This window comes from Streptomyces sp. NPDC015220, from assembly GCF_043079345.1.
In the GTDB taxonomy this organism is placed as follows: Bacteria; Actinomycetota; Actinomycetes; order Streptomycetales; family Streptomycetaceae; genus Streptomyces.
In genome coordinates this window covers 1-14,538 of the sequence record NZ_JBIBUK010000007.1, presented here as the reverse complement: position 1 = coordinate 14,538, position 14,538 = coordinate 1, and the positions used below count along the sequence as shown (strand labels likewise).

Genomic DNA, 14,538 nt, shown 5'->3' with positions numbered 1-14,538 from the left:
GGGCGTCCACCGGACGCGGGGCTGAGGCAAGGAGAACAGCCGTGTCACACAGCACGGTGCCTCGCGGCAGGGCCGAGGCGAAGACGGCGGAGCGGGATCCGGCGGCGTCCGACGACGCCGCAGGACCCGGCGGAGGGAAGGGCGGACACCCGGGCAGGCTCGGGCTGCGCATCCGGTTCCGACGCGACCGCACGCTGATCCTGATGACGCTGCCGGCGGTCCTGCTCCTCCTGGTCTTCAACTACGTACCGATCCTCGGCAACGTGGTCGCCTTCCAGGACTACGACCCCTACCTCAGCGACAACGGCTTCGTGGCCATGCTGCAGAGCCCCTGGGTCGGACTCGACCAGTTCCAGCGGGTCTTCACCGACTCGGAGTTCTGGCACGCGGTGCAGAACACCTTCGTGCTGTTCCTCCTCCAGCTGGTGCTGTTCTTCCCGGTCCCGATCCTGCTCGCGCTGCTGATCAACAGCGTGGTCCGGCCCCGGGTCCGGGCGGTCGCCCAGGCCATCATGTACCTGCCGCACTTCTTCTCCTGGGTACTGGTCGTCACCGTCTTCCAGCAGATCTTCGGCGGCGCCGGCATCATCGCGCAGACCCTGCGCGAGCACGGGCACAGCGGCTTCGACATCATGACCGACCCGGGGATCTTCAAGTACCTGGTGACCGCCCAGATGGTCTGGAAGGACGCGGGCTGGGGCATCATCGTCTTCCTCGCCGCGCTCGCCGCCGTCCCCGGCGACCTCTACGAGGCCGCCGCCATGGACGGCGCCGGACGCCGGCGCCGCATGTGGCACATCACGCTGCCCGCGCTGCGCCCGGTGATCGCGCTGCTGCTGGTGCTGCGCGTCGGTGACGCGCTGACCGTCGGCTTCGAGCAACTGCTGCTCCAGCGGCAGGCGGTGGGGCCGGACGCCTCCGAGGTGCTCGACACCTTCGTGTGGTGGAACGGCATCCGCAACCAGGACTTCGGCTACGCCGCCGCCGCGGGTCTCGTCAAGGGCGTCGTCGGACTGACCCTCGTCCTGGTGGCGAACAAGGTCGCCCACCTCATGGGCGAGCAGGGGGTGTACAAGAAGTGACCGCCGTCGTCGACACTGCGCCGCGCAGCGAGAAGAGCGGGAGGGGGCCCGGCCGCTGGGCGGCGCCACCGCGCCCCGTCTGGGAGGAGAGACCCAGCAGGGCAGGGCTCGGCGCCAAGGGCCTCGTCCTCGCCCTGGCCTCCCTGGCGGTCCTCTTCCCGCTGTGGATCGTCGTCGTCACGAGCCTGTCCTCGAAGAGGACGATCGACGAGACCGGCGGCCTGGTGGTGATCCCCAAGGACCTCACCTTCGTCGCCTACTCCGAACTGCTCGGCGGCGGCCAGGTGCAGCGGGCCGCGCTCGTCAGCATCGGTGTGACCGTCGTCGGCACGCTCTTCAGCATGACCGTGTCCGTGCTGTGCGCCTACGGCCTGTCCCGGACCGGCTCGCTGGGCCACCGCTGGATCCTGATGACCCTGCTCGCCACGATGTTCTTCGGCGCCGGCCTGATCCCCACCTACCTGCTCGTGCAGGCCCTCGGCCTGACCGACACCTACCTGGCCCTGATCCTGCCGAGCGCGGTCAGCGTCTTCAACATCCTGGTGCTGCGCGGGTTCTTCATGGGCATCTCGCCGGAGCTCATCGACAGCGCCCGCATCGACGGCGCCGGCGACTGGCGCATCCTGTGGAAGATCGTCCTGCCGCTGTCCCGCGCGGTCCTCGCCGTGATCACGCTCTTCTACGCGGTGGGCTACTGGAGCGCCTGGTTCAACGCGTCGATCTACCTGACCGACCAGGACATGATGCCGTTGCAGAACGTCATGATCCAGCTTGTGCAAAAGCAGCAGCGGCCGGTGGGCCTGTCCACCCAGATCAACACCGGCCAGCTGTCGCCCCTGGCGATCCAGATGGCCGTCATGGTGATGGCCCTGCTGCCGGTCGCCGTGCTGTCGCCCTTCGTCCAGAAGCACTTTCGCAAGGGCATGCTGACCGGCGCGGTCAAGGGCTGAGCCCCCCGCGCGCCCCCGCACGAGCGGGTCCGCCGGCGCCGGGTCCGCCGGCGCCGGGTGCGCGGCTTCGCCGTGATCGCCCGCGCACCCGCGGCACGACAGCGCCCCGGCCCCGCACCGGTCGCCCTCCCACCCCTCTCACGCGGAACGAGGTATGTCATGCAGACGCCCCGCCCCGGCGCGGCGGACGGGCCGCTCCCGCCGGGACCGTCCCTCGCCGACGTCACCCGCGGCCGCGTCCTCTTCGGCGGCGACTACAACCCCGAGCAGTGGCCCGAGGACACCTGGCACGAGGACGTCCGCCTCATGAGGGACGCCGGGGTCAACTCCGTCACCCTCGGCGTCTTCTCCTGGTCCACCCTCGAACCTCGCCCGGGGGCACGGGAGTTCGGCCGGCTCGACAAGCTGATGGACCTGATGCACGAGCACGGCGTCGGCGTCGTCCTCGCCACCCCCACCTCCTCGCCGCCGCCCTGGCTGGGCCGCCTGCACCCCGACACCCTGCCCCGCGACGCCGACGGCCGCACCGAGTGGTGGGGCGGCCGGCAGCACTTCTCCCACTCCAGCGCGACCTACCGCCGCTACGCCGCCGCCATCACCGAGGACCTGGCCGCCCGCTACGCCGGCCACCCCGCCCTCACCATGTGGCACATCAACAACGAGTACTGCACCTACGACTACGGCGACGAGGCCGCCGCCGCCTTCCGCCGCTGGCTGCGCGCCAGGTACCGCACCCTCGACGCCCTCAACACCGCCTGGGGCACCGCTTTCTGGAGCCAGGGCTACGACAGCTGGGACGGCGTCCTGCCCCCGCGGCACGCCCACTACCTGAAGAACCCCACCCAGGTGCTGGACTTCCACCGCTTCACCTCCGACATGCTGCTGGAGTGCTACCTCGCCGAGCGCGACATCGTCCGCCGGCACACCCCGCACCTGCCGGTCACCACCAACTTCATGCCGCTCTGGTCCGGCCAGGACGGCTGGCGCTGGGCCGAGGAGGAGGACATCGTCTCCGTCGACCTCTACCCCGACCCGCGCGACCCGCTCGGCGCCCAGCACGGCGCGCTCGTCCAGGACCTCACCCGCTCCCAGGCCCGCGGCCCCTGGATGCTCATGGAGCAGGCGGCCGGCCCGGTCAACTGGCGCCGCGTCAACCACCCCAAGCCGCCCGGCCTCAACCGCCTGTGGTCACTCCAGGCCGTGGCCCGCGGCGCGGACGCCGTCTGCTACTTCCAGTGGCGCCAGTCCCGGCAGGGCGCCGAGAAGTTCCACTCGGCGATGGTCGGCCACGCGGGCGAGGAGGGCCGCGCCTTCAAGGAGGTCAAGCGGCTCGGCGCCGAACTCGGCAGGCTGGCCGGCGCGGTACCGGGCACCCGGGTCACCGCCGACGTCGCGATCCTGCTCGACTGGAACTCCTGGTGGGCCGGCTCCCAAGAGGCCCGGCCGTCGGCCCTGGTCGACCTCCCCGCCGTCCTGCACGCCTGGCACCGCGCGCTCTGGGAGGCCCACCTCACCACCGACTTCGCCCACCCCGAACACGACCTGTCGGCGTACCGGGTCGTCGTAGCCCCCCAGCTCTACCTGCTCACCGACGACGCGATCGACAACCTGCTGGCGTACGTCGAGGGCGGCGGCACGCTCGTGGCCGGCTTCCTCACCGGCGTCGCCGACCAGGACGACCGGGTCCGCCCGGGCGGCATGGACGCCCGGCTGCGCGAGCTGTTCGGCATCCGCGTCCTGCACGAGTGGTGGCCGCTGGAGGAGGGAGAGGGCGTCGAGTGCGCGGGCGGTCTGCGCGGGACGCTGTGGTCGGAGGAGATCGAGGCCGCCGACACCGTGGCCGAGACCGTCCCGTACGAGGGCGGCGAACTGGACGGGCTGCCCGCCGTGCTGCGCCGGGGCCGCGCCTGGTACGTCTCCACCCTCCCCGAGCCCGCCGCGCTGCGCGCGCTGCTCACCCGCGTCACCGACGGCGCGGGGGCGCGCCCGGTGCTGGACGGGCTGCCCGCCGGCGTCGAAGCGGTCCGGCGCGGCGGTCTGCTGTTCCTGCTCAACCACGGGCGCGAACCGGTGGCCGTGGATGTGCCCGGCGCCCACCGCGACCTGCTCACCGGCGCGGCCGTCACCGACCGGATCACGCTCGGACGCCATGGAGCGGCGGTGCTGGGACCGTGACCGAAGAACGCCCGGCCCTCGCGCACGGCACCTGGGAACCGCTCCCGGCCGACCGCTGGGAGGACGCCTTCCTCAGCGGCAACGGCCGGCACGGAGCCCTGGTCTTCGGCGATCCGGACAGCGACCGGGTCGTCGTCACCCACCACACCCTGGTCCGCCCCAACGGCGGCGAGCACGCCCGGCCGCCGCGGCTGGCCGACCGACTCGGCACGCTCCAGACCCGGTTGCTGGCCGGGGACCACACGGCCGCCGAGTCCTTCACCGACGGCCGGCCCCTGCGGTGGGTGCAGCCCTTCCACCCCGCCTTCCAGATCCGGCTGGACCGCCCCCACGGCACCCGGCGCGTCCCCCAGGCCCTCGACCACGCCCGGACGCAGGGCGCCCCCGCCCGCCGCTTCGTCGACTTCACCACCGGCGAGGCGACGGCCGTGTGCGCCGACTGGAGCAGCCGCGTCTTCGTCTCCCGCCCGGACGACGTCGTCGTCCAGCAGGTCACCGCGCCCGGCCTCACCCTCGACATCCGCCTGGACCACCGGCTGCCCGGCGCGCCCCTCGCCCTGGGCGTCGGGCACGGCGCGCTGCTCACCCCCGAGGGCGCCGTGCTCAGCCTGCGCGCCCGCTATCCCGGCAGCGACCGCGCCTACACCGGGGTGACCCTGATCGCCGTCACCGGCGGCAGCACGGAACTCGCCCCGCCCGGCGGCGTGCACATCACCGGCGCCGAGTCGGTGCTCCTGCTCACCCGGGTCCGCCGGCACACCGGGGAACTCGACGTGACCGCCGAGACCCGCGCCCTGCGCGCCCTGCTCACCGAGCGACCCGGCGCCTCCGCCCCCGGCCCGGCCGCCCCCCGCCACGACGCCGCCCCCGGCCCGGCCACCGCCCCGCCCCGCGGCCTCGCCCCCGACCGGCCCTACGACAGCCTCCTCGCCCGCCACCTGACCGAGCACCGCACCGCCTACCAGCGCGTCACCCTCGATCTGCGCGCCGACCCCGCCGAACGCGCGCTGCCCGGCTCGGAGCTGCTCAAACGGCCCCGCAGCGCGGCCCTGCTGGAACGGCTCTTCGCGGCCGGCCGCTACCACCTGCTCTCCGCCAGCGGAATCCTGCCGCCCCGCCTGACCGGCCTGTGGACCGGCGACTGGAACACCGCCTGGTCCGGGGCGTTCACCACCGACGCCAACCTCAATCTCCAGACCGCCTCCGCCGCGGCGGCCGCCCTCCCGGAGGTCACGGAGGCACTCGCCCGCCTCGTCCACCGGCAGCTCCCCGACTGGCGGGAGAACGCCCGCGCGATCTTCGGCGCCCGGGGCGTGGTCGCGCCCGCGCACACCGACGGCGAGTCCGGTCACATCTACCACTTCAGCCGCGAGTACCCCCTGCACCTGTGGACCGCCGGCGCCGACTGGCTGCTCAAACCACTGGTCGACCATGACGACACACGCGGCGAACGCGACCCCCGCACCACCGCCCTGCTCGCCGAGACCGCCCGGTTCTACGAGGACTTCCTCACCCGCACGGACAGTGCCGGGAACCTCGTCGTGGTCCCGTCCTACTCGCCCGAGAACCGGCCCGCGGGCGGGAGCTGGGGCGCGGTGAACGCCGCCATGGACCTCTCCGCCGCCCGGCACGCCCTGCTCACGGCGGCCGCCTACCACCCCGGCACGGCGGACGCCGCCCGCTGGCAGGCCCTCGCCGACCGCCTGCCGCCGCACCGGGTCAACGCCGACGGCGCACTCGCCGAGTGGGCCCGGCCCGGCCTGGAGGACACCTACGACCACCGGCACCTCAGCCACCTGTACGGCGTCTGGCCGCTCGACGAGATCACCCCGCACGACACACCCGAGCTGGCCGCGGCCGCCCACCGCGCCCTGCGACTGCGCGGCGCGGAGAACGACTCCGCGCACGGGCACCTCCACCACGCCCTGATCGCGGCCCGGCTCGGGGACGCCGACCGCGTCGCCCGCGCCCTCGCCGCCGTCCTGGACGGCGACTTCTTCCACGCCTCCCTGATGAGCGCCCACTACCCGGGCCGCGACGTCTACAACGCGGACGCCGCGCACACCCTGCCCGGGGTGCTCATCGAAACGCTTCTGCACTCCACCCCCGACCGGCTGGTCCTGTTCCCCGCGCTCCCGGCCGCCTGCCCCGAGGGGGAACTGAGCGGAGTGCGCACCCGGTTCGGCGCCGCACTCGACCTCACCTGGTCCGGCGACACGGCCACCGCGGTGCTGCGCCCCACCCGCACCCACCGGATCGAACTGCTGACCCCCTCCGGCGCCCGGCCGCTCGAACTGGTCGCCGGAGAGGACCGTGTCCTCGAGCTGCGGACGCGGTGATCCCTCCCCGCGATCTCCCCCCACCCATGGAAAGGGACACCATGGCAACACGCACCCCGAGCCGCCTGTGCACGGCGCTGATCGCCCCCGCCCTGGCGCTCGCCGCCACCGTCGGTCTCGCTTCCGCGCCCGCCCAGGCCGCGGTCTGGAACTCCTGCGACCAGTGGGGCAGCACCACTCTGAACGGCTACACGCTCTACAACGACATCTGGGGCTCCGGCGCCGGCACACAGTGCATCTGGGCCAACTCCGGCACCAACTGGGGCGTGTGGGCGAACCACCCCGACACCGGCGGCATCAAGGCGTACCCCAACAGCAAGAGGGTGATCAACAAGCCGATCACCTCCCTCTCCTCGCTGACCAGCAATTACAGCGTCAGCGTCCCGTCCTCGGGGGCGTACGACACCTCGTACGACATCTGGGACACCGGCCACAAGTACGAGGTCATGCTCTGGGTCAACAAGACCGGGGCCGTCGGCCCGCTCGGCAGCCCACAGGGCAGCGTCACGGCCGGCGGTTCGACCTGGACCGTCCACAAGGGCGACAACGGCTCGAACGAGGTGTTCTCGTTCGTGCGCACCTCCAACTCCACCTCCGGCACCGTGAACATCCTGCCGATCCTGAAGTGGATCAAGGACACCAAGGGCTGGTTCGGCAACGTGACCGTCGGAGAGGTGCAGTTCGGCTTCGAGATCACGTCGTCCTCGGCCGGCCTCGACTTCCGCACCGACAACCTGACGGTCAGCAGCGGCTGACGTCCGGACGTCGGCGAACCGCACGGCGTCCGCACGACGGCCCGACGCCAAGCGCATGACCGCATGACCGTGCGGCCGGTCCCCGTACCGCGGGACCGGCCGCACGTCCGTGTCCGGACCGAGGCACCCGGTGATCGGGAGCCGGGCCCCGTCCCGCGGGAACAGCGGGATGCGGTCCAGCGGGGATCAGGGCGTGGACGGGGCCGGTCCGGAGCTCGCGCGGACGGTCAACTCCGGTGCGATGAGCACCACGTCGTCCGAACCGCGGCCGTCGAGCTTGGCCACCAGGTGCTCCACCGCGCGCCGGCCCATCTCCTGGGCGGGAACGGCGACCGAGGTCAGCCGCACCGAGGCCTGTACGGCGACCTGCTCGGGGCAGATCGCGGTCACCGAGACGTCCTCGGGCACGGCCCGGCCCCGCTGGCGCAGCAGGGCGAGCAGCGGCTCCACCGCCGCCTCGTTCTGCACGACGAAGCCCGTGGTGCCGGGCCGCTCGTCGAAGATCCGGGCCAGGGTCGCCGCCATCGCGTCGTAGCCGCCCTCACAGGGGCGGTGCAGCACCTTCAGGCCCAGTTCCCGAGCCCGGGAGCGCAGTCCGTCCAGGGTGCGTTCGGCGAAGCCGGTGTGCCGCTCGTAGACGGCGGGCGCCTCGCCGACGACGGCGACGTCCCGGTGCCCCAGCCTCGCCAGGTGCTCCAGGCACAGCGCGCCCGTCGCGCCCCAGTCCAGGTCGACGCAGGTCAGGCCGGTGGTGTCGGCGGGCAGGCCGATCAGCACGGAGGGCTGGTCGGTGTCCCGCAGCAGCGGCAGCCGGTCGTCGTCCAGCTCGACGTCCATCAGGATCATGGCGTCGGCGAGTCCGCTGCCGGTGACCCGGCGCACGGCGTCGGGACCCTCCTCACCGGTCAGCAGCAGCACGTCGTACCCGTGCGTGCGTGCGGTGGTCGCGACGGCGATGGCGATCTCCATCATCACCGGCACGTACATGTCCGTGCGCAGCGGGACCATCAGGGCGATGATGTTCGACCTGCTGCTCGCCAGCGCGCGGGCGCCCGCGTTCGGGTGGTAGCCGAGCTCCCGGATGCTCTCCTCGACCCGCTCCCGGGTACTCGCGGAGATGGACCGCTTGCCGCTGAGGACATAGCTCACCGTGCTCGCCGAGACTCCGGCGTGCTGGGCGACCTCGGCGAGGGTGACCATCCAGCTCTCCAAGCTTGTGAAGCGCTTCGACAGTGCGCGTTACCGACATGGGTGGTGTGAGGGTGGTTCGACAGTAGCCCCAGGGAGAGGACGTGTCCATAGGCAGTCGAAGCGCTTCGACAGCTTACCGTCCCGCGCGGGTGGAGGTACCCGCACCGTCCTCCCCGAAGGGGCCCCGGCGCAACTCCGCCGCCGGACCGGCCGTGCGCGGGCGTCCGGAGGCGCGCACCCGCGCACGGGGGCACGCGTGCCCGCCGCGAGGGCCGGGCGCACGACTGGCCCGCTCGCTCGGCTCGCGTGATCCTGGGTGCACCCGCGCCGCAGCGGGCCGGTACGGACGGTGCGGTGTGACCGTCCGTGCGCGCGGGGTGGTGAGCCCGCCCGTAAACGGGTACATACGAACCAGTAGCACCGGTCGGTAACGTACGCCCCCAAGATCCCTATTCGCGGCGAGGTGAGCCTCATGTCCGCACCACCCACCAAGAAACCAACCGTCACCGAGCGCGAGGCCCGCCAGGTGGCGGAGGCCGCGCGGGAGCAGGACTGGCGCAAGCCCAGCTTCGCCAAGGAGCTGTTCCTGGGCCGCTTCCGCCTCGACCTGATCCACCCGCACCCGCTCCCGGCCGACGACGACGTCCAGCGCGGCGAGGAGTTCCTGGCCAAGCTGCGCGACTTCTGTGAGACGAAGGTCGACGCGGCCCGGATCGAACGCGACGCGCGGATCCCGGACGACGTCATCACCGGGCTCAAGGAGCTCGGCGCCCTCGGCATGAAGATCGACACCAAGTACGGCGGTCTCGGCCTCACCCAGGTGTACTACAACAAGGCCCTCGCCCTGGCCGGCTCCGCGAGCCCCGCGATCGGCGCGCTGCTCTCCGCGCATCAGTCGATCGGCGTACCGCAGCCGCTGAAGATGTTCGGCACCCAGGATCAGAAGGACATCTTCCTGCCGCGCTGCGCGCGCACCGACATCTCCGCCTTCCTGCTGACCGAGCCGGACGTCGGCTCGGACCCGGCGCGCCTGGCGACCTCCGCCGTACCGGACGGCGACGACTACGTCCTGGACGGCGTCAAGCTCTGGACGACCAACGGGGTGGTGGCGGACCTCCTCGTCGTCATGGCGCGGGTGCCGAAGTCCGAGGGGCACCGGGGCGGCATCACCGCCTTCGTCGTCGAGGCCGCCTCCGAGGGCGTCACCGTGGAGAACCGCAACGCCTTCATGGGCCTGCGCGGAATCGAGAACGGCGTCACCCGCTTCCACCGGGTGCGGGTCCCGGCCGCCAACCGCATCGGCGAGGAGGGCCAGGGCCTGAAGATCGCCCTCACCACCCTCAACACCGGCCGGCTCTCCCTGCCCGCGATGTGCGCCGGCGCGGGGAAGTGGTGCCTGAAGATCGCCCGCGAGTGGTCCGCGGCCCGCGAGCAGTGGGGCAAGCCGGTCGCGCTGCACGAGGCTGTCGGCTCGAAGATCTCCTTCATCGCCGCCACCACCTTCGCCCTGGAGGCCGTGCTCGAACTGTCCTCCCAGATGGCGGACGAGAACCGCAACGACATCCGCATCGAGGCCGCCCTCGCCAAGCTCTACGGCTCGGAGATGGCCTGGAAGATGGCCGACGAGCTGGTCCAGATCCGCGGCGGTCGCGGCTTCGAGACCGCCGCCTCCCTGGCCGCCCGCGGCGAGCGCGCCGTCCCCGCCGAGCAGATGCTGCGCGACCTGCGCATCAACCGCATCTTCGAGGGCTCCACCGAGATCATGCACCTGCTGATCGCGCGCGAGGCCGTGGACGCCCACCTCTCGGTCGCCGGCGACCTCATCGACCCCGACAAGACCCTCCAGGACAAGGCGAGGGCGGGCGCGAACGCGGGCGTCTTCTACGCCAAGTGGCTGCCGAAGCTGGTCGCGGGCCCCGGGCAGCTCCCCCGTTCGTACGCGGAGTTCCGCCCCGCCGGACACGTGGACCTCTCGGGACACCTGCGCTACGTCGAACGCCACGCCCGCAGGCTCGCCCGCTCCACCTTCTACGCCATGTCCCGCTGGCAGGGCCGGATGGAGACCAAGCAGGGCTTCCTCGGCCGGGTCGTCGACATCGGCGCCGAGCTGTTCGCGATGAGCGCGGCCTGCGTCCGGGCCGAACTCCTGCGCTCCCGCGGCGACCACGGCCGCGAGGCCTACCAGCTCGCCGACGCCTTCTGCCGCCAGTCCCGCATCCGTGTGGCCGAGCTCTTCGACCGGCTGTGGACCAACACCGACGACCTGGACCGCACGGTCGTCAAGGGCGTCCTCGGCGGTGTCTACGAGTGGCTGGAGCAGGGTGTCGTCGACCCCTCGGACGACGGCCCGTGGATCGCCGAGACGCCCCCCGGCCCGAGCGGACGGCGGAACGTGCACCGGCCGATCCGATGACGGCGGCGCCCGGTCACGGACCGCCCGGCGGCGCTCGCCGCCGCGTCCCCGGAGCGGCGACGGAGTCGACGGCCCCGGTGCCGTCGCGGTAGCGGGGCCCGCCGGGACCCCCGCGGCCCGGCGGAGCCGGCGGGGGCCCAGCCGGGCCGACGGCGCCCGCCGGGCGGCCCGGGTCCTTCACGGCGGGCCTCTGCCGCGCCCTCCACGGCACCGGCCGAGTGTCCGCTCGGCCGGTGCCGTCATGGCCGGAGGTACCGTCCATGACGGCACAGGCGTCCAGCCGGCGACGGGACGGCCGTCCATGCGACATAGGGGATATGTCCGACGATCGGTCGGACCGACTGCCGCCCGTGTCGACGATGCCCTGTCCGCCCGGGCATCCGCTGCGGCCACAATGGGGGGATGAGCGACAGTCCAGCCCCTCTCGCCGACCCGCACCTCGTCTTCGACCCCGTCACCGGGGACGGTCCCAAGGACGTGGTGGTCCTCGGGTCCACCGGATCCATCGGCACCCAGGCCATCGACCTCGTGCTGCGCAACCCGGACCGCTTCCGGGTCACCGCGCTCTCCGCCAACGGCGGACGGGTCGGCCTCCTCGCCGAGCAGGCGTTCCGGCTCCGGGTCCGGACCGTCGCCGTGGCCCGCGAGGACGTCGTGCCGGCCCTGCGCGAGGCGCTGAGCGCGCAGTACGGGAGCGGCGAGCGGCTGCCGGAGATCCTCGCCGGGCCCGACGCGGCCGCGCAGCTCGCCGCCTCCGACTGTCACACCGTCCTCAACGGCATCACCGGTTCCATCGGTCTGGCCCCGACCCTCGCCGCACTGGAGGCGGGCCGCACCCTCGCGCTCGCCAACAAGGAGTCGCTCATCGTCGGCGGCCCGCTGGTCAAGGCGGTCGCCAAGCCCGGCCAGATCATCCCGGTCGACTCCGAGCACGCCGCCCTCTTCCAGGCCCTCGCCGCCGGCACCCGCGCCGATGTGCGCAAGCTCGTCGTCACCGCCTCCGGCGGGCCCTTCCGCGGCCGTACCAAGGACGAGCTCGCCGGCGTCACCGTCGAGGACGCCCTCGCCCACCCCACCTGGGCGATGGGGCCGGTGATCACGGTGAACTCCGCCACACTCGTCAACAAGGGCCTGGAGGTCATCGAGGCGCACCTGCTGTACGACATCTCCTTCGACCGCATCGAGGTCGTCGTGCACCCGCAGTCATACGTCCATTCGATGGTCGAGTTCACCGACGGATCCACACTCGCCCAGGCGACGCCCCCCGACATGGGCGGGCCCATCGCCATCGGCCTGGGCTGGCCCGAACGGGTCCCCGACGCCGCGCCCGCCTTCGACTGGAGCACCGCGTCGACCTGGGAGTTCTTCCCCCTCGACAACGACGCCTTCCCCTCCGTCGGACTCGCCCGGCACGTGGGCCGGCTCGCGGGCACCGCTCCGGCCGTGTTCAATGCGGCCAACGAGGAGTGCGTCGACGCGTTCCTGCGCGGCGCGCTGCCCTTCAACGGGATCATGGAGACCGTGACACAAGTGGTCGAGGAACACGGCACACCCCCGGCGGGAACTTCCCTCACCGTGCCGGACGTCCTCGAAGCGGAGGCCTGGGCCCGCGCCCGGGCCCGGGAACTGACAGCGCAGACGGCGACCGCGGAGGCGCGTGCATGACGTCCCTGATGATGATCCTCGGCATAGTCGTCTTCGTGATCGGCCTGCTGGTCTCCATCGCGTGGCACGAGCTGGGGCATCTGTCCACCGCCAAGCTCTTCGGCATCCGCGTGCCGCAGTACATGGTCGGCTTCGGCCCGACGATCTTCTCGCGCCGGAAGGGCGAGACGGAGTACGGCATCAAGGCCATTCCGTTCGGCGGCTACATCCGCATGATCGGGATGTTCCCGCCGGGCGACGACGGCCGGATCACCGCCCGCTCCACCTCGCCCTGGCGCGGCATGATCGAGGACGCCCGCTCGGCCGCCTTCGAGGAGCTCCAGCCCGGCGACGAGAAGCGCCTGTTCTACACGCGTGCCCCGTGGAAGCGGGTCATCGTGATGTTCGCGGGCCCCTTCATGAACCTGATCCTCGCGGTCGCGCTGTTCCTCACCGTCCTGATGGGCTTCGGCGTCTCCCAGCAGACGACCGTCGTCAGCGAGGTCCAGAAGTGCGTCATCGCGCAGAGCGAGCAGCGCGACACCTGCCGCAAGGGCGACCCCGCCGCACCCGGCGCCGCCGCCGGCCTCCGGGCGGGCGACAAGATCGTCGCGTTCGACGGGATCCGCACCGGCACCTGGGACAAGCTCTCCGACCTGATCCGCGCCAACCCCGGCAAGAACGTGACGATCGTCGTCGAGCGCAAGGGCCAGGAGAAGACCCTGCACGCGAAGATCGCCACGAACCAGGTCGTCAAGAAGGACTCCAGCGGCCGGATCGTCGAGGGCCAGTACGTCGACGCGGGCTTCCTCGGCTTCGGCGCCGCCACCGGCATCGCCCGCCAGGACTTCGGCCAGTCCGTGACCTGGATGGGAGACCGCCTCGGCGAGGCCGTCGACTCCATCGCGAGCCTGCCCGCCAAGATCCCAGCCCTGTGGGACGCGGCCTTCGACGGCGCTCCCCGCCAGCCCGACTCCCCGATGGGCGTGGTGGGCGCGGCCCGTGTCGGCGGCGAGATCTTCACCCTGGACATCCCGCCCACCCAGCAACTGGCCATGGCCCTGATGCTGGTCGCCGGCTTCAACCTCTCCCTGTTCCTGTTCAACATGCTCCCGCTGCTGCCGCTGGACGGCGGCCACATCGCGGGCGCCCTGTGGGAGTCCCTGCGCCGCCAGGTGGCCAGGGTGCTGCGCCGCCCGGACCCGGGCCCGTTCGACGTGGCGAAGCTGATGCCGGTGGCCTATGTGGTGGCGAGCGTCTTCATCTGCTTCACCGTCCTCGTCCTCATCGCCGACGTCGTCAACCCCGTCAAGATCTCCTAGTGCCGCAACAGGCAACGTTCGCCCCGTCGCGACGCCCGGCACGCCTGCCCCGAGCTCTTCGAGCAGGGGGCACCCCCAGAGAGCACGCACCGGGCGCCGCTCCTTGACGGGCAAACGTTGCCTGCCGCGGCACTGGGCACGAGTTGTTCACGGCGGCCGGACGGATCTCTCCGTCCGGCCGCCTACCAATGAGTGGTTTGCCGGGTGGGATGTGCTGGGGCAGGCGCACGTACCGTAATCTCGGACCCTGGAGCCCGCTGCTGAACGGGACCGGACCTTGATCCACGACTTGGGGTTGCACAGCAGATGACTGCGATTTCTCTCGGCATGCCGTCCGTTCCGACCAAGCTCGCCGAGCGCCGCAGGAGCCGGCAGATCCAGGTCGGGCCGGTGGCGGTGGGCGGGGACGCGCCGGTGTCGGTGCAGTCGATGACCACGACCCGTACGTCGGACGTGGGCGCCACGCTCCAGCAGATCGCGGAGCTGACGGCGTCCGGGTGCCAGATCGTCCGGGTGGCGTGCCCCACGCAGGACGACGCGGACGCGCTGGCGACGATCGCCCGCAAGTCGCAGATCCCGGTGATCGCGGACATCCATTTCCAGCCGAAGTACGTGTTCGCCGCGATCGAGGCGGGCTGTGCGGCGGTGCGGGTGAACCCGGGCAACA

Annotated in this window: 10 protein-coding genes; 9 read left to right on the top strand and 1 reads right to left on the bottom strand. The window is 72.2% G+C overall.

Translation table 11 applies throughout. The annotated features are described in order from the left end of the window. The first annotated feature begins 41 nt into the window (after positions 1 to 41). The 5 genes from ACF061_RS16900 to ACF061_RS16880 all read left to right on the top strand — a co-directional run bounded on the left by ACF061_RS16900 (position 42) and on the right by ACF061_RS16880 (position 7,301). On the top strand, positions 42 to 1,082 hold the full coding sequence (locus tag ACF061_RS16900) for an ABC transporter permease (RefSeq protein ID WP_392267639.1): 1,041 nt from the start codon (positions 42 to 44) through the stop codon (positions 1,080 to 1,082). Further along, on the top strand, positions 1,079 to 2,032 hold the full coding sequence (locus ACF061_RS16895; protein ID WP_392267638.1) for a carbohydrate ABC transporter permease: 954 nt from the start codon (positions 1,079 to 1,081) through the stop codon (positions 2,030 to 2,032). Before ACF061_RS16900 ends, ACF061_RS16895 begins: the two co-directional genes overlap by 4 nt. 159 nt (positions 2,033 to 2,191) lie before the next feature. Continuing rightward, the gene (locus ACF061_RS16890; RefSeq protein ID WP_392267637.1) at positions 2,192 to 4,207 is read left to right on the top strand and encodes a beta-galactosidase; all 2,016 of its coding nucleotides are present in this window, start codon (positions 2,192 to 2,194) and stop codon (positions 4,205 to 4,207) included. Further along, the gene (locus ACF061_RS16885; RefSeq protein WP_392267636.1) at positions 4,204 to 6,546 is read left to right on the top strand and encodes a glycoside hydrolase N-terminal domain-containing protein; all 2,343 of its coding nucleotides are present in this window, start codon (positions 4,204 to 4,206) and stop codon (positions 6,544 to 6,546) included. Before ACF061_RS16890 ends, ACF061_RS16885 begins: the two co-directional genes overlap by 4 nt. Before the next feature lie 41 nt (positions 6,547 to 6,587). Next, complete coding sequence (locus ACF061_RS16880) at positions 6,588 to 7,301, top strand: hypothetical protein (RefSeq protein ID WP_392267635.1); 714 nt, start codon at positions 6,588 to 6,590, stop codon at positions 7,299 to 7,301. A 186-nt stretch (positions 7,302 to 7,487) separates the two neighbouring features. Here the strand turns inward: ACF061_RS16880 and ACF061_RS16875 are convergent, their stop codons facing one another. Further along, positions 7,488 to 8,501: a LacI family DNA-binding transcriptional regulator gene (locus ACF061_RS16875; RefSeq protein WP_392267634.1), complete on the bottom strand. Its 1,014-nt coding sequence runs from the start codon at positions 8,499 to 8,501 to the stop codon at positions 7,488 to 7,490. A gap of 463 nt (positions 8,502 to 8,964) precedes the next feature. Between ACF061_RS16875 and ACF061_RS16870 the strand changes: the two genes are divergently transcribed. The 4 genes from ACF061_RS16870 to ACF061_RS16855 form a co-directional block, all read left to right on the top strand. After that, on the top strand, positions 8,965 to 10,905 hold the full coding sequence (locus tag ACF061_RS16870) for an acyl-CoA dehydrogenase family protein (protein ID WP_392267633.1): 1,941 nt from the start codon (positions 8,965 to 8,967) through the stop codon (positions 10,903 to 10,905). Between the two features lie 402 nt (positions 10,906 to 11,307). Beyond that, positions 11,308 to 12,570: a 1-deoxy-D-xylulose-5-phosphate reductoisomerase gene (dxr, locus tag ACF061_RS16865; protein ID WP_392267632.1), complete on the top strand. Its 1,263-nt coding sequence runs from the start codon at positions 11,308 to 11,310 to the stop codon at positions 12,568 to 12,570. Between the two features lie 8 nt (positions 12,571 to 12,578). Continuing rightward, entirely contained in the window at positions 12,579 to 13,871 is a 1,293-nt protein-coding gene (locus ACF061_RS16860; protein WP_392267874.1) for a M50 family metallopeptidase, read from the top strand. A gap of 306 nt (positions 13,872 to 14,177) precedes the next feature. Continuing rightward, positions 14,178 to 14,538 (top strand): flavodoxin-dependent (E)-4-hydroxy-3-methylbut-2-enyl-diphosphate synthase (locus tag ACF061_RS16855; protein WP_392267631.1); only part of this gene is annotated, 361 nt, incomplete at its 3' end.